We start from the raw sequence: 22,375 nt of genomic DNA on the forward strand, positions 1-22,375 counted from the left end.
ATCGGGGTAGGCTTACTTTCCTGCGAACCCCACCTGGATCTTGGCGATCTCAATCTTCTGCATGCTCACCCGAAAGCTCTTATCTCCCGGCTCTGGAGGTCGACGGGTCACCATGCCGTCCGGCCGGCCGAGAGGCCGGCAGATCCGAAGAGGTCGCGCCAGCAGCTGCCGTTGCCTCGGCTCCAGGAACTGGACGTTCGCGCCATCGGCCGACGGGCGGGATCGACCCCGCGCTGACAGACCAGATGACCTCACATTCGGATCGCACATCTTTGCGCGCCCTCTCCGTGGAGAGACGGGGCAGGAGCCTGTTCGGTTATCACGTCGCGCCTTAAGTCCTGTCGGCGCGACACCGACGAAGGAGTTCCGTCCATGCAGCGGAAAAGTTGGGCCTCGGAAGAGTGCCCCATGCTGTTGACATCATTGGCGAATGGGGCAGCTTGATGATCCTGCGCCAAGCCTTTGGGGCGCGACCTGGTTCGACGACTTCCAGAAGAAGCTAGAGATCTCACGGAACCTGCTGACCGCCCGACTGAAGAAGCTCGTCGCCCGCGGCATTCTCGAACGCCGACCCATCGACGAGGAAGCGCGGCGTCATCGAGGACGGCCACGGGCCAGAAGTTCCTCGTCGCACCAGCTAAGACCTAGCGCTGAACACACGAAGCGCGACGAGGCGTCTATCGATGGCGCCCACGTGCCGGCCACGCCCCTGGCGATCGGACTGGCTTATCGCGTCGCCACCGGCACGAGCTCCGCGGAAGCTAGGCTGTTTGAGCGGACCATATAGCCGATCTGAGCGGCGCTCATCTCCCTGTTGATCTCCAGTTTCTCAACCGACAGAGCCCAGACCTTGAAGTGATAGTGGTGCGTCTTGTCGCCTGCCGGAGGGCAGGCGCCGCCATACCCCGGCACGGCGAAATCGGTCCGGCCTTGCACGGCTCCGGCAGGCAATTTGCCACCATCGCGCTGTCCTGCATTTCGGTCCAGCTTGTGCACGGAGATGGGGATGTTCAACACGCTCCAATGCCACCATCCGCTCCCGGTCGGCGCATCCGGATCATACATGGTCACAGCGAAGCTTTTCGCGCCCTCAGGCGCACCGGACCAGGAAAGCGACGGCGATAGATCACCACCCGAGCAACCCGACCCATTCTGCAGGTATAGGTCGACCATCTGCTTGTTCTGCTCCACGTCGGAACTAGACAGGCGGAAGTCGGCTGCATCTACCGTCGTCGCCAAGAGCGACAAGGCCGTCGCCAGAACGATCTCTTTCATTTCACCACCCTCATCTTGAATGTGTCGCTGAGCGATTTTCGGCCAAGTTCCCGAGGTGATCGCCGGCCACCTAATTGAGCCTTACCTCGCCTTCGTCTCGACCCAGATCGAAGCGAGCAGCGCCTCCGAGCGCCGCCTAAGGCGTCCTCGAGCAACGAGCCGATCGAACCGAATGAGGTCCACGCCGTCGCAGAGATCGACGCGCCCCGCGCCCTTGACCCAGACCAGTTCCTTCGGCTCGGCCGCGTGGGCCCAGGCGTCTTGGCCGTGATCTCGTGGATGGTCGAAACGTGGTTGAACGGTTGTGTCTTGGTCACCAGGGCAGGATCTTGCCATCCTGATAGAAGCCGCCCGTAGGAGTATCGGCCGGCAGATCGACAACGTATCGGATGCTCGCCGCGCCCTCGGCTACGGGGCGACCGCCTTCGCCGCCGAGATCGGTCGCGGTCCAGCCCGGGCAGGCGGCGTGAACGCTGAGGCCCTCACCGGCGAGTTCCGCGGCAAGGTTGCGGGTCAGGGCGTTCAGCGCGGCTTTCGACGTGCTGTAGGCGGGCACGCCGGCGACCATTTGCTCCAGCGAGCCCTTTTCGCTGGATACATTGACGATGCGCGCCCGCTGCGCTTTGCGCAGCAGCGGCAGCATCGCCTGGGTGACGCGCCAAGCGGTGAAGAAGTTGATCTCCAGGGCCTGTTGCACAACCGCCAGGTCAGCCGTGGAGGCTTGCTGCGCGTAGTCGAAGATTCCGCCGACATTGTTGACCAGCACGTCGAGACGCTCCCAGTCGGCCTCGATCTTCTTCGCAGCCGCATCGACGCTCGCCTGGTCCGAAGCGTCGAGGTGGATCGGCGAGACGTCACCGTCGATCTCCGCCGCCGCCGTGGTCGCGGCGTCGAAGTCGCGGCCGCTAAGGAGCACAGTGTCGCCACTCGCCGCCAGTTGGCCGGCGAGTTCACGGCCGATGCCGCGGGTCGCGCCGGTGATGAGGATGATGCGTGCCATTTTCCGTGTTTCTCCTCGGTCCGCGAAGGTCTCCAGCCGCTTTCGGTCGGCGGAACTCAGGTGGGTACGCCGGACGCCCGTTTGATAAGGGCGTCGAAGGCCCGGTCGGGAGTCATTCGGCCGATCCAGATCATCGGCTTCGCGCCCAAACCGACTGCGTAACGGGTGCGCGGACGGCGCGCGGTGGCCGCCTTGGTCACGGCTTTGGCGACGACATCAGCCCGTGAGGTCAGCCAGTATCCGGGTTTCGAGGTTGCATCGAGCGATGCCGCCATTGCATTGGCCTGCTCGGCGTAGGGGCCTTGGCCCGATGTGGCGCGGAGATTGTCCGCCGCGATCGCTCCCCATTCGGTCTGGATGGAGCCGGGCTCGATCACGACGACGTCGATGCCAAACCGCTTCAACTCCAGCCGCATGGCGTCGCTGAGCCCTTCGACCGCGTATTTGCTGGCATGATACCAAGCGCCCAGCGGCGTCGCGAACCGGCCGCCCACCGAACTGATGTTGATGATTGTCCCGCTCCTTTGGGCTCGCATGGAGGGCAGGACCTTCTGGGCCATCCGCGCCAGGCCGAGCAGGTTCACATCCAACTGCGCCTGGGCCTCCGACAACGGAACTTCTTCGACCGCTCCGTACGAGCCGTATCCGGCATTGTTGACCAGCAGATCGATCCGCCCCTCGGCGGCAAGGATCGTGTCGACCGCCTGGGCCGCCGATCCGTCGTCGGTGACGTCGAGCGAAATCACATGGACACCGGCGTTCTTGAGACCCGCCGTCCGCTCCGTTCGCCGGGCCGCGGCGTACACGACGAAGCCCGCCTCCTGCAGGCGGAGCGCAGTGGCCTCTCCGATGCCGGACGAGCCGCCGGTAACCAGTGCTACCTTCTTGGTCATGGGGATCTTCTCTGTCTCGCCGCCACCAGGCGCCGGTGGACGCAAATGCAATAAGGGCTTGCGGCCGGTTCGACCGGCGCCGCCGACATGATCGTCGCTGACCGGCTCCGCCCAAGCGACGGCGGAACGACGCGCATCACCCTGCGGTCGGCTCGGCCGCCCCTTCGGCCGCGCGGCGTTGCCCCAGGTGACGCCCGAAGAAGTCGGTGACCGTGTCGAACGGGATCTTGTCCGGCCGATCGTAAAGATCGACGTGGTTGGAGCCAGGAACAATCACCAGTTCCTTCGGCTCCTTGGCGGCCTTGTAGGCGTCTTCGCTAAAGTAGCGAGAATGCGCGACTTCGCCCGCGATGAACATAACCGGGCGAGGCGAAATCTCGGCGATGTAGGTCAAGAGCGGCATGTTCATGAAGGACAGGGGGCTTGTCCCGGTGAAGGCGGTCGTCGACGCTGGCGATCTTTCGTGGAACCCGCGCGGCGTCCGATAATAGTCGAAGAACTCCTTCGTCACGGGATTGGCGTCCGCCGGCAGCGTTTCCGGAAGGATGCGCTTTGCGATCGTCACATCGCCATTCTTGTCGACGTAAAAGTCGTGCGCGCCTGGCGCCGGCGTTCCTGCCGCCGCGTCTTTCCAACGTTGCAGGCTAAGCTGCGTAAGGATCTTGGTCCGGTTTTCCAGCGTCAGGCTGTCCTGGAAACCCTTACCGATCAACCGAGACATATCGTACATGGTGGCCGCAACGACGGCCTTCACGCGTTTGTCGACGGCGACGGCGTTCAAGCCCATGCCGCCGAAACCACAGATGCCGATGACACCGATCCGCTCACGATCGACGGCCGGCTGCAGGCCGAGGAAGTCTACCGCGGCCATGAAATCCTCGGTGTTCAAGTCCGGAGACGCGACGTTTCTCGGTTCGCCGCCGCTTTCGCCCGTATAGGACGGATCGAAGGCGAGCGTGGCAAAGCCGCGCTCGGCCATGGTCTGCGCGTAGAAGCCGGACGACTGCTCCTTGACGGCGCCGAACGGCCCGCTGACGGCAAGCGCCGCAAGCCTTTGATTTTCCCGATTCCTCGGCAGGTAGAAATCGCCGGCCAGCGTCAGGCCGAAGCGGTTCTTGAAGGTCACCTTACGGTGCTCGACCTTGTCGCTCTTCGGGAAAGTCTTGTCCCATTGCTGAGTAAGCTGCACCGCACTTCCTCCAGAGTTGGGTTGCGAAAAAGCCGGCTGGGACGTGGCGAACGGCACGGCTGCGCTGCCGACGGCCAGTCCCAGGGCGCTACGGCGGCTCATCCGGCTCGATGGTTGATTGATCTTGCTCATGAGGCCCATGTAGCGACGAGGCCGTTCTGCGATTAGGCGTGATAAAGAGCATGAAGTATTGAGCTGGATTCAATAATGGCGCGCGACACGATGAGCGACCTCACCGCCTTCCTTGCGGTGGCGCGGGAACGCAGCTTCACCCGGGCGGCCGGGCAGCTTGGCCTGTCGCCATCGGCCCTCAGCCACACGATCCGCGGCCTGGAGGAGCGGCTCGGCGTCCGGCTCCTCACTCGCACGACGCGCAGCGTTTCGCCGACTGAGGCCGGCGAGCGCCTGCTGCGGACCATTGGCCCGCATTTCGACGAAATCCGGCTGGAACTCGACGCGCTAACCGAGTTCCGCGACAAGCCGGCCGGCACCATTCGCATCGTCGCCGGAGACCACCCGGCCGAAACCGTGCTGTGGCCGGCGATCGCAAAGCTGCTTCCGCAATACCCGGACATCAAGGTCGAGATTTGCATCGACAACGCGTTCACCGACATCGTTGCCGACCGGTTCGATGCCGGCGTGCGACTTGGCGAAGCTGTCGCCAAGGACATGATCGCGGTCCGGATCGGGGCGGATCTGCGCTGGCTAGCGGTGGCCTCGCCCGAATATCTCTCGGCTCGGCCAATCCCGGTCACGCCTCACCAGCTCGCCGAGCAGCAGTGCATCAACCAACGCCGTCCTTCCCTAGGCGGATTCTACGCTTGGGAGTTCGAGAAGGACGGACGAGAGCTGAAGGTCAGGGTCGAAGGACAGCTTGCGTTCGACCGTATCGACCTCATCCGCCAGGCCGCGCTCGCCGGATTCGGGATCGCCTTCCTGCCGGCCGACTATGTCGAGCCGCATATCGCAGACGCACGGCTCGTGCCCTTGCTCGAGGATTGGTCTGCGCCCTGGCCAGGCTATCACCTCTACTATCCGAGCCGCCGCCAGGAGTCGCCGGCGTTCCGGTTGCTGATCGAGACGCTTCGCTACCGTGACTAGCCGATGTCCGCTTTTCACCCTCTCTGTCTTCCGGATGCCCGCTCCAGCGGCGAGGTGGCGCCACGAACGGACCTTCGCTCGCCTCCGAAAACCGGACCTTGGCCGAGCGAGCCTAGCAGCTAGGTCTTTCGGAACACGAGCACCAGGTTGTTCGCGGGCATGGTGAGGCGTTCGGAAAGGCCAAGGCCATGGGTAGCCGCCAAGGCGACCAGATGGTCCCGGTGGCGAAGTCCCCACTCGATATTGCGTCGTCTCAGGCTCTGATCGAACTCGAGGTTGCTGGGCGCTGTCGGCGTGTCGCCCTCGATGAAGGGGCCGTACAGGAACAGAGCGCCGCCGGCAGGCAGCACACGCGCAGCGCCCGCCATCAGGCCGGCCGTGGCCGTCCACGGCGAAATATGGATCATGTTGATGGCGAGCACAGCGTCGGCTCGTTCGACGGGCCAGGTGTCCGGCTGCGACGCATCCAGCACCAGCGGACACAGAAGGTTGCCTAAGCCGGCATGCTCGCGCCAGGCGGCTATGCTGTCCAGAGCGCCAGGATCAGCATCGGTCGGCTGGTATTGCAGCGTGGGCAGCGCTGCAGCGAAGTGAATTGCGTGCTCGCCAGCGCCCGCCGCAACCTCCAGCACCAGACCGTTCGCCGGCAGGCGCGTCCGCAGGACCTCCAGAATGGGATCGCGGTTTCGGGCCGTGGAGGGGGACGCACGCGCGGCGGGAGACAGGGGATCGGACATGCCGACAATCTGAAGGCTTCGGCGGCTCGGCGCCAGCCGGCTCCGATCGCCCGGGCCGGCATGCGCCAAGGTCTACCTGAGCAGACGTTGGCCGCCATCAACCGCACCGACGGCCTTGCGCGACTTCGCTGATCGAAAGCTTCCCTATGCAGCAGCGGAGCTACTCGCAAGTCTACGGGCGTCGCCTCGTTGTTCGGTCGATCGCCTCAACGACCGCGCCATACAATTGGGGCGGAAGATCGTGGCCCATACCCTCCACGAGCATGAACTCCGCGGCCGGGATCGAAGCGGCCGTATCCTCGCCGCAGGCCGGCGGAAAGAGCGGATCATCGCTCCCGTGAATTACGAGCGTTGGTGCGCTCACCGTCGCGAGCCGCCTCCGGCGATCGCCGCTTACGGCGATCGCCGCGATCTGACGGCCGAAGCCACTGCGATCTTGGGCGCGGCGGGTCTCTTCAATGATAAGACGACGCGCCGCGGCCTCGTCGAACGGGTACCGGCTGCCGGCGATGCGGCGCGCGAAGGCGAGGCCGTGGGCCAGATATGCCGCTTCGTCAGAGACGGAGTTGGGAGCGGGCTTGGTCATCATCGCCATGGCGTCGGGCGCAGGCGACGGCAGCGATGGATTGCCGGTGCTCGACATAATCGAGGTCAGCGACGCCACGCGTTCGGGATGCTCATACGCCATAATCTGCGCGATCATGCCACCCATGGATCGCCCGACGACGTGGGCCCGGTCGATCGAGAGGACGTCAAGCAGCCCCAACGCGTCCGCCGCCATGTCGTGAAGGGTGTACGGGACGTCCGGCGTTCGTCCGGCCATGAGCGCGGCCGCCAGTTCGCCGAAATCCGGCGCGGTGCGATGACTGATGTGCGTCGAGCAGCCGGCGTCGCGATTGTCGAAACGGATCACATGATAGCCGCGCGCAGCGAGTGCGAGGCAGAAGGGCGCGGTCCATCGGATCATTTGCGTGCCCAAGCCGGGGATCAGCAGGATCGCCTGGTCGGAGGGATCCCCAAAGGCCTCGCACGCCAGTTCGACACCATTTGTCGCCACGCGGATCATCGTCGGCTTCCCTTAGACTCCCGCAGAGGGATCGCCCAGAAGGTATTTACCCGGATAAAAGTCGTCGTCAATATTACCCGGATAAAAAAGAACGTTGGGTGCCAAGCTTGCTCGACGTACGCCCTCCGGAACCGCAGAGGTGCGCCAGTACCGGACATGGGCGCCCCTCCAGAAACACGACCTTCAGATGGTACCCGCCCCCAACGATTGGCCTGTTGCGGACCGGTGAACCAGTTGCCGCGGTCGTTGCCTGACACGGTGGGTGTTCTATGTCTAACGCACAGATGGACGCGGATAGCGCGTTTGTTCGCCAAGTCTCCACATTCGCGGCGGATCGAATTTCCTGACTGAGATCATCGCTGGAAGCGACATCTGTATTGCCCAACGAGCCGACCCACCGGACGGGTGAGGAATGCCATTAGTATGGATATACATACTAAGTATAGACATTTCATCCTTCTTGCTCAAATCGATCCAAGCCTACATTTCAATCTCTCCAAGCGGGCCGGGCTGATCCGGATTGCTCGGTTCCTGGCCGCCGCATCCAGCTTGTCCGGATCCAGCCGCCGGGGACGAACACAGGCGTTCGAGAGGAGAGTTCGATGACACGACTGGATGGAAAGGTCGCCCTTGTGACTGGAGCGGGTCGAGGCATTGGCCGCGCCGTGGCGCACCGGTTCGCGGCCGAGGGCGCGACGGTCGCCGTGGTGTCGCGCACGCCGCGGAACGTCGAGGAGGTCGTCACCGGCATCCGGACCAAGGGCGGAGAGGCTATCGGGGTGATCTGCGACATTTCCGACCCGGCTCAGATCGCCGCCGCCGTCGACCAGGTCGCCAGCGCCTTCGGCCGGATCGATATCCTGGTGAACAACGCGTTCGATCCCTCCGTCGTGATGGCCCCGGTTACGGACCTGACCATCGGGCAGCTCCAGCGCAATTTCGAGGTCGGTCCGATCGCCTACCTGCGCCTGATGCAGGCCTGTTATCCTCACCTGAAGGCCAGCGGCGCGGGCCGGGTGATCAACTTCGCGTCCATCGCCGGGGTTACTGGCATGGCCGGCTACGCGCCCTATGCCATGGCCAAGGAAGCCGTCAGGGCCCTGACCCGTGTCGCCGCCCGCGAGTGGGGAAAGGACGGGATCACTGTCAACAACGTCCTGCCGATCGCCAACACGCTTGAGGAGATCCCCGAGACCGGCGTCCCGAGGGTTCAGTCCCCACTCGAACGGATGGGGTCTCCCGAGGACGATATCGCGCCGGTCGTCCTGTTCCTCGCCAGCGCCGACTCCCGCTTCATCACCGGCTACAGCCTGTCGCCCGACGGCGGGGCGATGATCGACGGCGCGCGCTGACGGGCGATCCGCCCGGCGCCCCGTCGGGCGGCGCTCGTCGAACCCTATGACATTCAGGAGGCCTCATGGCCGATCTGCCCATCACATCCCTGTTCGCCGGGGGCTTCGCGCTGGCCCTGGTCGGCCTTTCGCTCATGGTGACCCTGCGTCGTGTGAAGACGACGATCCTGCTTGGGGAGGGCGATGACATAGGGCTGCGCCGCCGCATCCGGGCGCAGGCAAACTTCATTGAATATGTGCCCCTCGGGATCATCGTGCTGACCCTGATGGAACTGCGGGGCCTGCCTGCCGTCGGCGTCCTCTCGCTGGGAACGGCGCTCGCGGTCGGCCGGCTGTTGCACGCCGTCGGCATGTACAGGGACGCCCCGGTCCTGCGCGGCCTGGGTATCCTGGCGACCTATGCGGTGCTCGCCGGCGGTGGCGTCGCGGTTATCCTTTCGGCCGTCTGATCCCGTTCACGGTCGCGCCTCCGGTCAGGCCGAGCCCTTGCGACCGGGGCCGGCCGACCTCTTGGGAAGGCTTGACCCGTACTCCAGCCACCACGCGGTCAGGGCTTCCATCGTGGGGCCCAGCGCCCGCGCCTTTGGCGTCATTTCGTATTCGACGCGGGGCGGCACCTCGGCGAAGACCGTCCGCGAGACCAGGCCGTCGGCTTCCAGCTCCCGCAGCTGGGCGGTGAGCATGTGCTGGGTGATCCCCGGTATGGCTTTGCGCAGTTCGCCGAAGCGATGGATGCGCTGGCTGAGGAGCCACATGATTTCGAGCTTCCACTTACCTGACAGCATCGCGAAGGCGCGGCGCATCTCGTCCTGCATGGTGGCGACAGTCTCGGACATCGGTCTGGTATTCCATACTTACCGCCGCAAATTCATCCTACTTGCGACGTTCCATCATAGCAGACAATTTCGATACATGCTCCCGGACGATGTCGCAATTCGCCGACACGCCGGCCGCATGTTCTGCCGAACAGTCTCGCCAAAGCATAGGCGACAGGAAAAAACCGTATGGCCGTCACTTATACATACTGGATTAGCACCGCGCTCTTGTCGGCGTTGTATCTGTCATCCGCATTTCTTTATCTGATCAAGAAGGACTTCGTCCAAAAGGCGCAGGCCGACCTGGGCTACCCTGCTCCCCATCTCATCCCGCTGATGATCGTGGTGAAAATCCTCGGACCGGCGGCCATTCTGACACGCCTCAGCGTGCCGCTCAGCGACCTGGCCTATGCCGGCATGTTCTATCACCTGATCCTGTCGGGAATGGCCCACCTAGGCGTGCGCAGTTTCAAGAGCGCCGCGCCCGCGGTCATTGGGCTGGTGCTCCTGGCCGCGTCCTTCGCAACGCAGAACGATGCGCGCCAAGCGCCGTCGCCATACGCGCCCGCGGCGGCGGAGCAACCGTAACGTCCTTCGGAATGTCCGCTGGACTGAGGGGCGTCGACCGCCGGCGATGTCAGAGCCGCGCCATTTGCTGACGTTGTCAGTCCTCCAAGAACTGGACGTTCATCTGAGGGTTCGGCGACAGAGCTAGGCATGGCGGTCCAGTGAGAATTGAATGACGTTGGTGCGCCCTGTTCGAAAGCCTGCTTCGCAGTAGGCCAGGTAGAACCGCCACAGCCGCCGAAACCGCTCGTCCAAATCCATCGCGCCGAGGACACCCGTCGCGGCGGCGTCCTCGAAGCGCTCGGACCAACGGCGCAAGGTCTCGGCATAGTCCAAGCCAAACCGCACGGTTCGCCGTGGCGCCAAGCCGTGCCGGGTCGCCAGGTCGGCCAGATGCGTCTCTGACGCCAGCGCGCCGCCAGGAAAGACGTAGCGCTGGATGAAGTCTGTGCGCGCGTCATATTCCTCGAAGAGCGCGTCGGCGATGGTGATGACCTGCAGGCCGGCGCGGCCGCCGGGCTTGAGCAGGTCCCGGACCTTTTGGAAGTAGATGCCCCAATAGGCCTTGCCGACCGCCTCGAACATCTCGATCGACGCTAAGCGATCAAACTGGCCGTCCAGCTCGCGATAGTCCAGCAGGCGGATGTCGACCCGCTCGGAGAGGCCCGCCTCGAAGACGCGGCGACGCGCCAGGTCATACTGCGCGCGCGAGATCGTCACGCCCTGCACGCGAGCGCCGATCTCACCGGCCGCGAACAGACCAAAGCCGCCCCAGCCACAGCCGATCTCGACGAGGCTGTGACCGGGTTGCAGGTCGATCAGGCGGGCCAGCTCCATGTACTTGGCGCGCTGCGCGACCTCCAGGGACTGATCCGGCGCGGTGAACCGGGCGGCCGAGTAGGTCATGGTCTGGTCGAGCCAGGCGGCGTAGAAATCGTTACCCAGGTCATAGTGAGCGTGGATGTTGCGGCGCGCGCCGGACTTGCTGTTGGCCCTGAGGTGGTGGAACGCCCAGTTGACCGCCTTCATCCACCAGCCGCCGTCGAACAGGCGACGGATGTGATCGTAGTTGTTGGCCAGGACCTCAAGCAGCGCCGCCAGGTCCGGGCTCGTCCACTCGCCGGCGATATAGCCTTCGGCAAAACCGATATCGCCGCTGGCCAGCACACGGGCGGCGAATCTCAGGTCCCGGACCTGAAGCACCGCCTGAGGCCCCGCGACCTTGCCCACGAGGTGATGACGGGCTCCGCCTCGCTCGACGATGGTCAGCTCTCCCCAAGTCCAGTTGGCCGACAGCAGGTCCACGAAGGCATGGAAGAGCGTCTGGCGGCGCGGCGCGGGGGCCAAGGCGGCGTGGGACAGGTCATTCATGGTCGAGGCCCTGCGAGCACTGAGGCGGCGCCGCAGTCGTCACGCCCGCGCCTCCTGAAACGAAACCGTACTTCGAAAACCCTGCTGTCGCCGACCTCGCTCTGGCCGGCGTGGGCGGCTAGCGGGCCACGAGCCGCGCTGCCTGGAAGCCCGCATAGGCGGCCAGCGCCGTGAGCGCCGCGCCCCAGGCCATGTCGGCCAGGGTCAGACGGGTGGACCAGACGCGCAGGGTCGCCTGGTTGGTCAGGTCATAGGTGGCGTAGGCCACGAAGCCCAGCACCGCGCCGCTCAGGGCGGCCTTGCCCCCCGCGTTCTCGCGCAGGGCCGGCGCCACGGCCAGGGCCACGACGCCTAGGCCATAAATCACGTAGAAGGCGATGGCGGCCGGCGCGTTAAACTTCTGGGCCAGCATGTCGCCCAGGACCGGTCGGTAAAGACGGGGGCCCATCAGCGACAGCCAGACGGCGTCGAGCCCAAGGAAGACGATCATCGATGCGACATAGGCGACAAGATAAGGCATTGCGGTTCTCCTTAGACCGGCGCGAGTCGGTAGTGGCTGACGCCCCATTCGGCGCCGCCGCGATCGCCGAACAGGCCAGCCGTCGCCAGGAAGAACCGGCGCCAGCGGCGCGCCCAGAGAACGGCGTCCTGGCCGTAGACCGAACGCATCACCCCCATGATCTCGCGCTCGTGGCGATCGAAATTGACCAGCCAGTCGTCGGCGGTGCGCGCGTAGTGCGCCCCGCTCCAGCGCCAGTCGGCCTCGACCGCGAAGAGGTCCGGATATTGATGCATCAAGCCATGGCTGGGCATCAGGCCGCCGGTGAAGAAGTGCTGGGCGATGAAGTCCGAGCGATCCTCGACCTCGAAGCGGTAGGGCGCGGCGCGATGGGCGAAGACGTGGACGAAGGCCCGACCGCCGGGCGTGAGCCAGGCGCGCACGCGGGTCAGGAGCGCGCGCCAGTTGGCCATGTGCTCGAACATCTCGACTGAGACGATGCGGTCGAAGCGTGACGAGGTCGCGAAGTCATTCATGTCGGCGGTCACGACCGTCAGATTGGCCAGACCCCGCTCGCGCGCCTGCTGATCGATGAAGGCCTTCTGGCCATGGGAATTGGACACCGCGGTGATCGTCGCGGCGGGATAGGCCGCCGCCATCCACAGGGACAGCGAGCCCCAGCCGCAGCCCAGTTCCAGCACCGCTTGCCCATCGGCCAGCCCGGCGTTCCGGCAGGTGCGCGCCAGCGCGGCTTCCTCGGCCTGCGCCAGGCTCGTGTCCGGCGTTTCGTAATAGGCGCTGGAATATTTCAGCCGCGGCCCCAGGACGAGCTCGAAGAACCGCGCCGGCAATTCGTAGTGCTGGACGTTGGCGGCCTGGGTGTGCTCGGCGATCGGACGGGCCGCCATGACGGCGGCGAAATCGGCCTCCGATTGTCCCGGCGTCCGGGCGAGCTGGCGACGGGCGTTGGCCACCAGCGCGCCTATGGCGGGCCGCACGATGAAGTCGGGACAAGGGGCGTCTTGCAACCGGTTGATGGAGGCGGCCAAAAGGCTCATCGGGGAGCTCCTTTTCGGGGCGGACGGGGAAAGAAGGCGCTGACCCTGGCCTGGTACTGGGCGTAGGCTTCGCCCTTGGCGGCGAGCATCGCCCGTTCCAGCGGCGGGACCCCGGTCAGGCGCGTGAGCACCAGGCCCATGGCCAGAGGGGCCAGCAGCGACAGCCAACCCGCGCTCCACCCGCCCGAAACGTCGATGGCGATGACCGGATAGGCGAGCCATCCCAACCACTCGAAGAAATAGTTCGGATGACGCGACCAAGCCCATAGACCGCGATCCATGACCGCGTCGGGGGCGTGTTGAGCGGTCTTGAAGCGACGCATCTGCTCATCGGCCAAGGCTTCGCCGCCGATGGCGATCAGCCCGATGGCCGCGCCGAGGACATCGGCGGCCCGCAGGCCCGCGCCAGGACGCGCCGCGGCCGAGGCGATCGACAGGCAGAGCAAGGCGCTGGCCGGCGCCTGGACGAGGGCCAGGGCCAGCATCCGAGGCCTGAACCGCTCGCCCCATTCAGATTTGAGCGTCCGATAGCGCACGTCCTCGGCGCCGCGGGCGACGCGAACAACGACATAGGTTCCAAGCCTCAACGACCACAGCGCCACCAGCGCCGCGACCAGGCCCCGCCGCGCGCCGGGCGCCCCCGCCCACGGGGCCAGGGCGGCCAGGACGCCGCAAGCCCCGGTCCCGAACGTCCAGAAGACGTCCGTCCAGCCGCCGTTGCCTGTCCGCAGCACGCACCACCAGGCCAGACCCATCACGAGCGTCATCAGGCCCAGGGCCAGGGTCGCGGCGAGGATCATCGGCGGCCCCGGGGCCGCGCCAGCGTGGATCTCGCCGGACCGATCGTCCATCGAAGGCGTTTGGGAAGGGTCATGGCCTCGATACGGGGCGGCCATTTGAGTGGACGCATGGTCGTCCAAAAAACCATGTCGTCCGTACCAGGGTTTGAAGCGCGCTCGACGGCGCGCCGCAGTCCTGGAGTCGTCTATGCCGCTCGGCCAGTTTCCCGCTCGACCGCCCAACGCCCGCCGGCTGCGGATCGCCGTCGTCGGCGCCGGGATTTCAGGGCTTTCGTGCGCCTGGCTGCTGAGCGGCGAACACGACGTGACGCTTTATGAGGCCGAAGGACGCCTCGGCGGACACGCCAATACGGTCGAGGCGGACGGCCTGGCGGTGGACACCGGCTTCATCGTCTATAACGAGGTCAACTACCCCAACCTGACCGCGCTCTTCGAGCACCTGGCCGTGCCGACCAAACCGGCCGACATGTCGCTGGCCGTCTCGCTGGACGAGGGCGAGCTGGAATATGGCAGCAAGAGCCTGGCCTCGCTCTTCGCCCAGCCGAGCATCCTGCTTCGCCCGCGCTTCTGGTCGATGCTGCGCGACCTCAACCGTTTCTATCGCACCGCGCCGGGACATCTGGCGACGCTCGATCCGGTCATATCGCTCAGCCAGTACCTGAAGGACCAGGGCTATGGCGCGGCGCTGCGGCAGGACCATCTGTTGCCGATGGCCGCGGCCATCTGGTCGGCCAGCATCGAGGGCGTCGGCGATCATCCGGCCGCGGCCTTCATCCGCTTCTTCGAAAACCACGACCTCCTGCGGTTCATCGGACGGCGCACCTGGCGCACCGTGGACGGCGGCAGCCGGGTCTATGTCGAGGCCCTGGCCAAGGCCTTCCGCGGTGACGTCCGCCAAGGCGCGCCCGTCACCCGTGTGCGGCGCACGCCCGCCCAGGCGATCGTCGAGGACGCCGCGGGCGGCCGGCAGGCTTTCGATCACGTGGTGATCGCCGCCCACGCCCCGAGCGCCCTGGCCCTGCTGGACGATCCGTCACCCGAGGAGCGCGCGCTGCTCGGCGCCTTCCGCTACATGCCCAACACCGCGGTCCTGCACGGCGACGTTCGGCTGATGCCGCGCCGCCGGCGGGCCTGGGCGAGCTGGAACCATCTTGGCCGGCGCGATGATCCTGCGGCCGGCTGCGTCACCTACTGGATGAACCACCTGCAAGGCCTTTCCCGAAGACCGCCCCTCTTCGTGACGCTCAATCCCCATATCGCGCCCGATCCCGCCCTCACCTACAGCACGCATGCCTACGAGCACCCCCACTTCGACGCCGCCGCCCTGACGGCCCAGAAGTCGCTCTGGTCGCTGCAGGGCGCGCAACGCACCTGGTTCTGCGGCGCCTATTTCGGCGCGGGCTTCCACGAGGACGGGCTGCAGGCGGGCCTGGCGGTCGCCGAGCAGCTGGGCGGCGTCCGCCGCCCCTGGCGGGTGGCCGGCGAAAGCGGCCGCATCGTGCTCGCGCCGCATTCTGTCGCCCAGGCCGCCTGATGAGCGCCTCGGCGATCTATAGCGGCCTGGTGTTCCACAAGCGCGAACGCCCACGTGTCCATGGCCTGCGCTATCGGATCTTCATGCTCCTGCTCGATCTGGACAAGCTGGACGATCTCTTCGCCCGCCTTCGCTGGCTGCGCCGCGGTCGACGGGGCTGGGCGTCGTTCGATCCGCGCGACCACGGCGATCATCGCGGCGGGGATCTTCGGGCCTATGTCGCCGAGCGCCTGGTCGAGGCTGGGCTCGAACCGGGAGGGCCCGTGCGCCTGCTCTGCATGCCAAGGGTCCTCGGCTATGGGTTCAATCCCCTCAGCCTCTATTTCTGCCATGGCCGCGACGGCGTCCTGAGCGCGATCCTCTATGAGGTGCGCAACACGTTCGGCCAGGACCACGGCTACATGATCGCCGTCCCCGAGGACGATGGTCCGGTTCGTCAGACCGCGCCCAAGCGCTTCTATGTCTCGCCGTTCATGGACATGGACCTGACCTATCGTTTCACCATATCGCCGCCGGCCGAGGCAATCGCGGTACGGGTCGAGGTCTTGGACGCCGATGGCCTGGTGCTCACCGCGGGATTCTCCGGCAGGCGCTCGCCGCTCACCGATGCTAGCCTGCTCTCAGCTCTGGTCCGTCATCCAATGCTCAGTTTCGGCGTCATGGCGGCGATCCATTGGGAGGCGCTGAAGATCTTCGCCAAGGGCGTCGGCCTGCGTCCGCGCCCACCCGCGCCGGCTCGTCCGATCACCCATGGCGCGGCCCTGAGGCCGTGACAATGAGCTCGTGCGTGCTCCTGCCTTTTGTGCTCGCCGCCGTGCTGGCCGCGCCCCCGGCCCTGGCCGAGTCCGCGCCCGAGCCCCGGCGCGCGATTGAGATCGAACGCTTCATGGGACGCTGGTACGAGATCGTCCGCACGCCCAACACCCGCCAGCGCAATTGTCACGGCGCATACCAGGTTTGGGCCAAAAAGGGCGACGGAACCTTCAACATCGACCAGGTCTGCCATGCCCAAGAGCGCAACGGACCGGCCCGCCATGTCGATACCGTCGCCCGGATCGTGGACCCGACCACCAACGCCAAGTTCGAGGCCAGCTTCTTCGGCGGGCTGATCCGCCGACAGTACTGGGTCGTCGACCGCGCCGACGACTACGGCTGGATGATCGCCAGCACCGCGGACGGCAAGTTCGTGGCGCTCCTGGCGCGCGCCCCAGGACTGCCAGCGGCCAGGCACGCCGCGCTGAAGGCCCGCATGCGCGCGCTCGGCTTCGACAACGCCCTCGAGGACGTGGGCGCGACCATGCCATGAGGAGACCCGGCCCAGATCGATTCCACAAAATTTGGCCGCCGACGCCGCGCCGATTCATCCGCCGGGACGCTCGCGCCGTATAAGGGTCATGCATGCGACTCGACCCGCTCCAGTCCAACGAGAGGCCGCCGCTTTGGTGAGCCAGCCGCCACGCGACTTTCGCGCTCTGATCGCCTGCATCGCCCAGAGCCAGGACCGCGACGCGTTCGTCGAGGTCTTCAACTTCTATGGACCGCGCATCAAAGCCCTGCTCGTCAGAAGCGGAACCCCGCCCGCCGCTGCCGAGGAGCTGGCGCAGGAAGCGATGCTGACGGTCTGGCGCAAGGCCGCCGCCTACGATCCGACGCGCGCGTCGGTCGCGGCCTGGATCTTCACGATCGCGCGCAACCTGAGGAGCGACGCCCTGCGTCGGGGATCCTCGGCGCTACATGCTTTCGACGCCACCTTCGGGACCGAGGCGCCGGCCCAGCCGGACGCGATCTTGAGCGGCGCGCAGGACGGCGCCTGCGTCCGGGCCGCGATGCGCAGCCTTAATCCCGATCAAGCCCAAGCGATTGAAATGGCATTCTTCCAGGAACAGACACACAGTCAGATTTCGCATGCCCTCGGCGTGCCGCTCGGCACCGTCAAGGCGCGGATCCGATTTGGCATGATGAAACTGAGAGCGTTCGTCGAGCGCGAAATGCGAGGCCAGGCATGAGCGCGCGCCATCATCCCAGCGAAGAGCGCTTGTTGGCGTTCGAGGCCGGAACGCTCAGCGCGCCGGAGGCGGTCGTCGTCGCCACCCACTTGGCGATGCGGCCCCAGACCCGCGCCTGGACCCATCTGGCTCAGGCCGTAGGCGGAGCGGTCCTCGACGACCTGGCGCCAAGCGCGCTCGAGGACGGCGCCCTGGCCGCGGTCCTGGCGCGCCTCGACAGCCCCGACCCGGAGGCCGGCGTCGCACCGCCGCTGCCCACCGCCGATCACAGCCTGCCAAGTCCGCTGCGGAGCTTCGAGCTGGGTCCCTGGCGCTGGGCCGGACCTGGCGTGCATGTCCGCAATGTCCTGGGCCCCCGTGACGGTGATTGCCGGGTCATTCTGCTGCGCATAGCGCCGGGCAAGTCGGCGCCGCGCCACACCCACGTGGGCGTGGAGCTGACCTGCGTGATAGAAGGCGCCTACGCGACGGAGGACGGCGTTTTCGAGCCGGGCGACTTCGAGGAGGCCGATCCTAGCGTGCTCCATCAGCCGCGCGTGGTCTCCGACACACCCTGCCTGTGCGTGGCGGCTCTTGATGGGCAGATCGTCTTGCCAGGGCGGCTGGGCATGCTCCTAGCGCCCTTCGTGCGCCTCTAACCGGTCCCATCCTGGCCGCCTGACTGCTGTCTATTGGTCAAGGTTGGGTTCGGAGCGCTCCGAGACGCCAATATCGCAGGTCGCGTTGCTGGTGGCGCTCCATCTTGGCGACACTGCGCCAGTTGCTGACGTTGGCCCACCTCCAGGAACTGGACATTCGGCACAGGGGCGCGAACACAAGCACCGACCAGGTCGGAGGTTCACTACGTCGGATCGTTGCAGCTCGGCGATTGCGTAGCTCTGCATCCAAGGCCAAGCTCCACGGCGATGCCAAAGTTCGCGAAATACGGACCGCACGTCCCGGACTCCCTGGTCCAAGCTCTTGAGGACGACAGGGTGGTGATCTTCTGCGGGGCAGGCGTATCGATGAACGCCGGCCTGCCGAGCTACGCAGGCCTGGTCGCCGGTTGCTACAACGCGCTCGGCGCGGCCCTACCGCCAAAGAAAAGTCCCGAATGGGATTGGCCCGACCGCATGCTCGGGGTGCTGGAAAACGACTACCCCGGCGAGGTACGGCGCGTGGCGGCCGAGATTCTCAGCGCGCCCCCGACCGACCTGCGCCTCCACAAGGCGATCCTGGACCTTGCACACCTCAACCGCACCCAGGGCCTGCGCCTGGTAACTACCAATTTCGACACCTATTTCGAACAGGCGATGGACGGCGCGGATCCACCCCGCTTTCACGCCGGACCGGTCCTGCCCATCCCGCGCGACGATCGCGTGGCCAGCTGGCGCAGCGTCGCCTATCTACACGGCCGTTTGGATGACGAGACGGCCAACCATCATCTGGTCATGACCAGCGCCGACTTTGGCCGCGCCTATCTGACCGAAGGCTGGGCTGCCCGCTTCGTTACCCGCCTCTTCGCTGACTTCACCGTGCTTTTTATCGGCTACAGCCTGAACGACCCGGTGCTGCGCTATATGACCGACGCTTTCGCCGCCGAGGCCGCCACGGCTCGCCATGCCGACCGGCGCGAGCGCGCCTACATCTTCGTCGAGTCCAACGCTAAGCACAGACCCGATCCCAAGCGCTGGCGCGATCGCGGCGTCGAGCCGATCTTCTACAACAAGGAACGCCATCATCGCCGCCTGCGCGAGACCATCATTGGTTGGGCCGAAGCCCGGAAGGACTACCTGCTTAGCGCCGAGACCCTGATCGGCCGACTGGCCGCCAGCCGCCCCCAGAGCCTGGACCCGAGCGACACCGACAACCTGATGTGGGCGGTGCTGGGCCGCCCCGGAGACCTTGGCCACGGCGCACGCGCCTTCGCCAACCTCCAGGAACCGCCGCCGATCGACTGGCTGGCCGAAATCGAACGTCGGGAAGCCGCGCTGCTGGAGCGATGGCAGAAGGAGGTGGCCGAGGCCGAACAGGCGCACACGCCGCTCCCCGCCCGGCCCGTCACCCATCTGGAACCCCTGACGCCCCGGATCGGCACCGAGGGCGCGCTTGCCCTCAGCGACAAGAGCCTCCACCTGATCACCTGGCTCGCCCGATCCCTGGCCTCGCCCGAGCTCGTCCAGTGGGTCCTCGAGGCCCAGACCGGCGGCCGCCGGCCGCACCCTCATCTGCGAGCGGCCATCCGGACCCAGCTGAAGCGGCCCTTGGAACCTGACGAACCGCCACTGCCCGCCGGCTACACCCTCTTCTGGCGCCTGGTCTCCGGTGAGGGTTCCTGGATGGGATCAACGCTTCCCGCGACCGCCCACTGGGATCTTCGCGCGATCCTGGCCGACCACCAGGCCGAGCCCTGGCTGCGCCAGGAGCTGCTGGCGCTGCTCCAACCGGTCATCCACCTGAGCCCCTCCTACGCCCGCGCCATTCGCGCGATGATGGACGACGCGGGCGAGGCCGCGGACGAGCCGGATGCGCCGGGGGCCACGCTCGAGAGTCTGACTGAAGGCTCGGTCCGGCTCGTGGCCGGCGACCGCATGCCGACCCTGGCCCAGGCCATCGACGCCCTGCACGAGGTCGACGCCTTCCTGGGCCAGTTGACTGACGAGCTGACCGGCCTGCTGCGTGCGGCGCTGGACCTCTTCGCGGTCCTGGGCCGGGCCGACATCGACAATGATCCGGGCGCGATCGTCCGCCCCTCAATTCGGCCGCACGAACAAAACCGCGATCACGACCATTGGGCTCGGCTGGTGGACTGGCTTTGGCGCGGCTGGAAACACCTTGACCTCACCGCGCCGCAGGCCAGCCGCGCCCTCGTCGAGCGCTGGCGCCACATGCCCTACCTGACCTTCCAGCGCCTTCGCGCCGCCGCCGTCACCGACAGCGACCACTTCACGCTTGAGGAGAAACTTCAGGTGCTTATCGATGCCTGAAACTCCGTTGCTTTGGCGATCGAGCGCCCGCAAGGAAGCCCTCGAGCTTCTCGAACACCTATGGAACACCGGCGACGAGGACGCCCGCGCCCGCCTATCGGAGGTCATCGCAGCGGGTCCGCCCGCCCACCTGGGACCTCAGGACGCCAGTCCCGAGGATCGGCGCCGCTCGATCGATCGACGCATCTTCGATCGCGTCGCCCTGCTCGAACGCGACGGACGCCACCCGCTGACGCCAGAACTTCAGGCGCTCATAGCCGGAATCCGAGCGAGCCATCCGGAATGGCACCTGGCGGCCGGCGAGATCGCGCGGTTCGGCTGGTGGATGGAGGTCGGGGGCGTGGACGACGGCGGCCGCCACCTCGGCAACCTCTCGGCGCTCGAGACGGCGGACGCCATCATCGACTATCTGGCCCAACCGCGCGACGACGACCGCTTCGGCGAGGCCGAGGACGCCTGGCGCCGCCTCGTCATCGATCGTCCCGAACGCGCTGCCCCGGTCCTGGCCAGGCTCGCCGCGCGGGGCGCGGACGGCTTGGTCGGCGTCTGGCGCGCCACCCTCTGGGGCGTGCGCGACCACGCCAAGGATCCGGCCTATCTGGACCCGGCACTGCAGGCGATCCTCGCCTCGCCCCGCGTGCTCTTTTCCGAGACCGAATTCAGCCGCGCGGTCGCCGATCTTCTCGAGGCTGGCGTCCAAGGCGCCAAGACGCCGCCCGGCGATCCCTACTGGCAGGTCTTCGACCTAACGCTGGCGGCGGCGAGCGGTGATCCGGCAAATGGCGATGATCCTGGCGACGGACACTGGGTGAGTCTGGCCATCAACCGCTCCCTAGGTCATCTGGCCACCGCCTTCTTCAACGGGCTGTTCGCCCATCGGCTGAAGACTGGCGACGGCCTGCCCGCGCCCCTCCTGCCACGTCTACAACGGCTGATCGGCCTGGGTGAACGCACCCATCGGCCCTCCCGCGTAATCGCCGCCTCACGTATCCCCTATCTGTTCGCCGTCGATCCAACTTGGACCGCCAGGACGCTGCTCCCCTTGCTCGATTGGGACGCCGACCCAACCGAGGCCGCCGCCGCCTGGCAAGGCTTCTCGTGGCATCCACGCATTGGACAGGATCTGTGGGACCTGATCCGCCAGCCCTTCCTGGCCGCGTTCGACGGCAGGCTGGAGACTTTCGGCGCGTCCAAGACCGCCCTGGCCCAGATCCTGATGCTGGCAGGCCTGGACTTTGGCCTGGGACCGGACCTAGGTCGCGCGGCGATCCGGGCGATGAGCGACGAGATGCGCGGCGACGCGACTTGGTGGCTATGGAACGATCTCAACCGCATCAGCGGCGGTGAGCCGGACCAACCCACGCCCGCTGATGCGCGCTGGCGCGGCCAGGTCCAACCCTGGCTCGCTAAGGCCTGGCCGCGCGATCCTCAGGTCAAGACACCGCGGGTGAGCGAGAACCTGGCCCTGGCAGCCACTGCGACCAGCCAAGCTTTCCCCGAGGCCGTCGATTTCCTGAGCGCGTTCCTGGTCGCTTCGGACGGCGGCCTGCTGCTCGACCGCCTGACCAAGGGCGGCCATCCCGACCGACATCCCGCGCACAGCCTGCGGCTGCTGGGCCTGGCCGTCCGTCTAGAAGTTTGGACGGATCGCCAGGAACTGGCCGCGTTGCTCGCCCGCATCGTCGCCGCCGACCCCGCCCTCCGCGATGACGCCGTTTATCGCCGTCTCGACCTCTTTGTCCGCGCGGCGCAAGGGTAGATCTCGCCCGATATCCGGCGCTCTATGATCGATGCTCGGACCGCCCTAGCCGACTTGGCGCGCCAGCGCCAGATGCGGACGTTGGCGCGGCTCCAGGAACACGACCTTCAAATCAGGGTTCATCAGCGATGATCAACGCCTTGCGAAGATCGCACCCCGCTGCAACCAACAACACGCTGGTCTTCCTCAGGAAGGTTTAGCCCGGTTCCTTACCCGTTTAGTCGGGCCTGGGTGATCACCGTTCCCACCGCGCCTTTGGCGCATGTCGCTTTCGAGATCGCAGCCTGGGTCGGAGGGCTGAGCCTGACTGTGGCGCTCTATCGCTGGCGACTGACGGACATCGCCCAGGCCAGCGCCGGCAAGGTGGGAGGGGCTATCTCGTCGCGC

At 66.4% G+C, this 22,375-nt stretch carries 23 protein-coding genes; 12 read left to right on the forward strand and 11 right to left on the reverse strand.

What is annotated here, in order from left to right:
• Positions 1-430 precede the first annotated feature (430 nt).
• The gene (locus G3M57_RS27990; protein ID WP_163232131.1) at positions 431-787 is read left to right on the forward strand and encodes a winged helix-turn-helix transcriptional regulator; all 357 of its coding nucleotides are present in this window, start codon (positions 431-433) and stop codon (positions 785-787) included.
• On the opposite strand, the gene G3M57_RS18025 is transcribed toward G3M57_RS27990, so the two are convergent.
• The 4 genes from G3M57_RS18025 to G3M57_RS18040 form a co-directional block, all read right to left on the reverse strand.
• Positions 727-1,275 (reverse strand): YbhB/YbcL family Raf kinase inhibitor-like protein, encoded by a 549-nt coding sequence (locus G3M57_RS18025; protein WP_163232133.1) that lies wholly within the window; start codon positions 1,273-1,275, stop codon positions 727-729. The genes G3M57_RS27990 and G3M57_RS18025 overlap by 61 nt on opposite strands.
• Before the next feature lie 313 nt (positions 1,276-1,588).
• Complete coding sequence (locus tag G3M57_RS18030; RefSeq protein ID WP_163232135.1) at positions 1,589-2,275, reverse strand: SDR family NAD(P)-dependent oxidoreductase; 687 nt, start codon at positions 2,273-2,275, stop codon at positions 1,589-1,591.
• A 56-nt stretch (positions 2,276-2,331) separates the two neighbouring features.
• Positions 2,332-3,168: an oxidoreductase gene (locus G3M57_RS18035; protein WP_163232137.1), complete on the reverse strand. Its 837-nt coding sequence runs from the start codon at positions 3,166-3,168 to the stop codon at positions 2,332-2,334.
• Between the two features lie 136 nt (positions 3,169-3,304).
• Positions 3,305-4,489 carry an alpha/beta hydrolase gene (locus tag G3M57_RS18040; protein ID WP_163232139.1) on the reverse strand — a complete coding sequence of 395 codons (1,185 nt, stop codon included), beginning with the start codon at positions 4,487-4,489 and terminating at the stop codon, positions 3,305-3,307.
• Positions 4,490-4,564: 75 nt separating this feature from the next.
• On the opposite strand from G3M57_RS18040, the gene G3M57_RS18045 reads away from it, so the two are divergent.
• Entirely contained in the window at positions 4,565-5,458 is an 894-nt protein-coding gene (locus G3M57_RS18045) for a LysR family transcriptional regulator (protein ID WP_163232141.1), read from the forward strand.
• 119 nt (positions 5,459-5,577) lie between these two features.
• Here G3M57_RS18045 and G3M57_RS18050 read toward each other — a convergent pair whose 3' ends face one another.
• On the reverse strand, positions 5,578-6,195 hold the full coding sequence (locus G3M57_RS18050; protein WP_163232143.1) for a DUF938 domain-containing protein: 618 nt from the start codon (positions 6,193-6,195) through the stop codon (positions 5,578-5,580).
• A gap of 172 nt (positions 6,196-6,367) precedes the next feature.
• The gene (locus tag G3M57_RS18055; protein WP_163232145.1) at positions 6,368-7,261 is read right to left on the reverse strand and encodes an alpha/beta fold hydrolase; all 894 of its coding nucleotides are present in this window, start codon (positions 7,259-7,261) and stop codon (positions 6,368-6,370) included.
• Between the two features lie 602 nt (positions 7,262-7,863).
• Between G3M57_RS18055 and G3M57_RS18060 the strand changes: the two genes are divergently transcribed.
• Positions 7,864-8,613, forward strand: coding sequence for an SDR family NAD(P)-dependent oxidoreductase (locus G3M57_RS18060; protein WP_163232147.1), 750 nt, complete (start codon positions 7,864-7,866; stop codon positions 8,611-8,613).
• Between the two features lie 65 nt (positions 8,614-8,678).
• A complete protein-coding gene (locus tag G3M57_RS18065) occupies positions 8,679-9,062 on the forward strand; it encodes an MAPEG family protein (RefSeq protein WP_163232149.1) in 384 nt (127 codons plus the stop codon).
• Positions 9,063-9,086: 24 nt separating this feature from the next.
• On the opposite strand, the gene G3M57_RS27760 is transcribed toward G3M57_RS18065, so the two are convergent.
• Positions 9,087-9,449, reverse strand: coding sequence for a winged helix-turn-helix transcriptional regulator (locus tag G3M57_RS27760; protein WP_163232151.1), 363 nt, complete (start codon positions 9,447-9,449; stop codon positions 9,087-9,089).
• A gap of 168 nt (positions 9,450-9,617) precedes the next feature.
• On the opposite strand from G3M57_RS27760, the gene G3M57_RS18075 reads away from it, so the two are divergent.
• A complete protein-coding gene (locus G3M57_RS18075) occupies positions 9,618-10,016 on the forward strand; it encodes a DoxX family protein (RefSeq protein WP_163232153.1) in 399 nt (132 codons plus the stop codon).
• Positions 10,017-10,139: 123 nt separating this feature from the next.
• Here G3M57_RS18075 and G3M57_RS18080 read toward each other — a convergent pair whose 3' ends face one another.
• From G3M57_RS18080 to G3M57_RS18095, 4 genes are all read right to left on the reverse strand, one after another.
• On the reverse strand, positions 10,140-11,366 hold the full coding sequence (locus G3M57_RS18080) for an SAM-dependent methyltransferase (RefSeq protein WP_056757666.1): 1,227 nt from the start codon (positions 11,364-11,366) through the stop codon (positions 10,140-10,142).
• Between the two features lie 118 nt (positions 11,367-11,484).
• Positions 11,485-11,886 carry a DUF2177 family protein gene (locus G3M57_RS18085; RefSeq protein WP_056757669.1) on the reverse strand — a complete coding sequence of 134 codons (402 nt, stop codon included), beginning with the start codon at positions 11,884-11,886 and terminating at the stop codon, positions 11,485-11,487.
• A gap of 11 nt (positions 11,887-11,897) precedes the next feature.
• The gene (locus G3M57_RS18090) at positions 11,898-12,923 is read right to left on the reverse strand and encodes an SAM-dependent methyltransferase (protein WP_056757672.1); all 1,026 of its coding nucleotides are present in this window, start codon (positions 12,921-12,923) and stop codon (positions 11,898-11,900) included.
• Entirely contained in the window at positions 12,920-13,774 is an 855-nt protein-coding gene (locus tag G3M57_RS18095; RefSeq protein ID WP_230983663.1) for a DUF1295 domain-containing protein, read from the reverse strand. The genes G3M57_RS18090 and G3M57_RS18095 overlap by 4 nt, the downstream gene beginning before the upstream one ends.
• 136 nt (positions 13,775-13,910) lie before the next feature.
• Between G3M57_RS18095 and G3M57_RS18100 the strand changes: the two genes are divergently transcribed.
• The 7 genes from G3M57_RS18100 to G3M57_RS18130 all read left to right on the forward strand — a co-directional run bounded on the left by G3M57_RS18100 (position 13,911) and on the right by G3M57_RS18130 (position 21,988).
• A complete protein-coding gene (locus G3M57_RS18100; RefSeq protein WP_056757674.1) occupies positions 13,911-15,257 on the forward strand; it encodes an NAD(P)/FAD-dependent oxidoreductase in 1,347 nt (448 codons plus the stop codon).
• Entirely contained in the window at positions 15,257-16,030 is a 774-nt protein-coding gene (locus tag G3M57_RS18105) for a DUF1365 domain-containing protein (protein ID WP_056757676.1), read from the forward strand. Before G3M57_RS18100 ends, G3M57_RS18105 begins: the two co-directional genes overlap by 1 nt.
• A gap of 14 nt (positions 16,031-16,044) precedes the next feature.
• Entirely contained in the window at positions 16,045-16,563 is a 519-nt protein-coding gene (locus G3M57_RS18110) for a lipocalin family protein (protein WP_162251646.1), read from the forward strand.
• 136 nt (positions 16,564-16,699) lie between these two features.
• On the forward strand, positions 16,700-17,263 hold the full coding sequence (locus tag G3M57_RS18115) for a sigma-70 family RNA polymerase sigma factor (protein WP_308424030.1): 564 nt from the start codon (positions 16,700-16,702) through the stop codon (positions 17,261-17,263).
• Positions 17,260-17,901 (forward strand): cadmium/peroxide/UV radiation responsive anti-sigma factor ChrR, encoded by a 642-nt coding sequence (chrR, locus tag G3M57_RS18120; protein ID WP_056757684.1) that lies wholly within the window; start codon positions 17,260-17,262, stop codon positions 17,899-17,901. The genes G3M57_RS18115 and chrR overlap by 4 nt, the downstream gene beginning before the upstream one ends.
• A gap of 267 nt (positions 17,902-18,168) precedes the next feature.
• The gene (locus G3M57_RS18125) at positions 18,169-20,229 is read left to right on the forward strand and encodes an SIR2 family protein (protein ID WP_163232155.1); all 2,061 of its coding nucleotides are present in this window, start codon (positions 18,169-18,171) and stop codon (positions 20,227-20,229) included.
• Complete coding sequence (locus G3M57_RS18130) at positions 20,195-21,988, forward strand: hypothetical protein (protein ID WP_163232157.1); 1,794 nt, start codon at positions 20,195-20,197, stop codon at positions 21,986-21,988. Before G3M57_RS18125 ends, G3M57_RS18130 begins: the two co-directional genes overlap by 35 nt.
• The last annotated feature ends 387 nt before the right edge of the window (positions 21,989-22,375 follow it).

It is taken from the genome of Caulobacter rhizosphaerae (genome assembly GCF_010977555.1).
GTDB lineage: Bacteria > Pseudomonadota > Alphaproteobacteria > Caulobacterales > Caulobacteraceae > Caulobacter > Caulobacter rhizosphaerae.

Excerpts from the sequence above, each read along its gene's own strand:
- G3M57_RS18050 (WP_163232143.1), bottom strand. The coding sequence starts at position 6,195 with ATGTCCGATCCCCTGTCTCCCGCCGCGCGTGCGTCCCCCTCCACGGCC.
- G3M57_RS18095 (WP_230983663.1), bottom strand. The coding sequence starts at position 13,774 with ATGGACGATCGGTCCGGCGAGATCCACGCTGGCGCGGCCCCGGGGCCG.
- G3M57_RS18030 (WP_163232135.1), bottom strand. The coding sequence starts at position 2,275 with ATGGCACGCATCATCCTCATCACCGGCGCGACCCGCGGCATCGGCCGT.
- G3M57_RS18025 (WP_163232133.1), bottom strand. The coding sequence starts at position 1,275 with ATGAAAGAGATCGTTCTGGCGACGGCCTTGTCGCTCTTGGCGACGACG.
- G3M57_RS18125 (WP_163232155.1), top strand. The coding sequence starts at position 18,169 with ATGCCAAAGTTCGCGAAATACGGACCGCACGTCCCGGACTCCCTGGTC.
- G3M57_RS27760 (WP_163232151.1), bottom strand. The coding sequence starts at position 9,449 with ATGTCCGAGACTGTCGCCACCATGCAGGACGAGATGCGCCGCGCCTTC.
- G3M57_RS18055 (WP_163232145.1), bottom strand. The coding sequence starts at position 7,261 with ATGATCCGCGTGGCGACAAATGGTGTCGAACTGGCGTGCGAGGCCTTT.
- G3M57_RS27990 (WP_163232131.1), top strand. The coding sequence starts at position 431 with ATGGGGCAGCTTGATGATCCTGCGCCAAGCCTTTGGGGCGCGACCTGG.
- G3M57_RS18035 (WP_163232137.1), bottom strand. The coding sequence starts at position 3,168 with ATGACCAAGAAGGTAGCACTGGTTACCGGCGGCTCGTCCGGCATCGGA.
- G3M57_RS18085 (WP_056757669.1), bottom strand. The coding sequence starts at position 11,886 with ATGCCTTATCTTGTCGCCTATGTCGCATCGATGATCGTCTTCCTTGGG.
- G3M57_RS18065 (WP_163232149.1), top strand. The coding sequence starts at position 8,679 with ATGGCCGATCTGCCCATCACATCCCTGTTCGCCGGGGGCTTCGCGCTG.
- G3M57_RS18080 (WP_056757666.1), bottom strand. The coding sequence starts at position 11,366 with ATGAATGACCTGTCCCACGCCGCCTTGGCCCCCGCGCCGCGCCGCCAG.
- chrR (WP_056757684.1), top strand. The coding sequence starts at position 17,260 with ATGAGCGCGCGCCATCATCCCAGCGAAGAGCGCTTGTTGGCGTTCGAG.
- G3M57_RS18045 (WP_163232141.1), top strand. The coding sequence starts at position 4,565 with ATGGCGCGCGACACGATGAGCGACCTCACCGCCTTCCTTGCGGTGGCG.
- G3M57_RS18100 (WP_056757674.1), top strand. The coding sequence starts at position 13,911 with ATGCCGCTCGGCCAGTTTCCCGCTCGACCGCCCAACGCCCGCCGGCTG.
- G3M57_RS18105 (WP_056757676.1), top strand. The coding sequence starts at position 15,257 with ATGAGCGCCTCGGCGATCTATAGCGGCCTGGTGTTCCACAAGCGCGAA.
- G3M57_RS18060 (WP_163232147.1), top strand. The coding sequence starts at position 7,864 with ATGACACGACTGGATGGAAAGGTCGCCCTTGTGACTGGAGCGGGTCGA.
- G3M57_RS18075 (WP_163232153.1), top strand. The coding sequence starts at position 9,618 with ATGGCCGTCACTTATACATACTGGATTAGCACCGCGCTCTTGTCGGCG.
- G3M57_RS18040 (WP_163232139.1), bottom strand. The coding sequence starts at position 4,489 with ATGAGCAAGATCAATCAACCATCGAGCCGGATGAGCCGCCGTAGCGCC.
- G3M57_RS18090 (WP_056757672.1), bottom strand. The coding sequence starts at position 12,923 with ATGAGCCTTTTGGCCGCCTCCATCAACCGGTTGCAAGACGCCCCTTGT.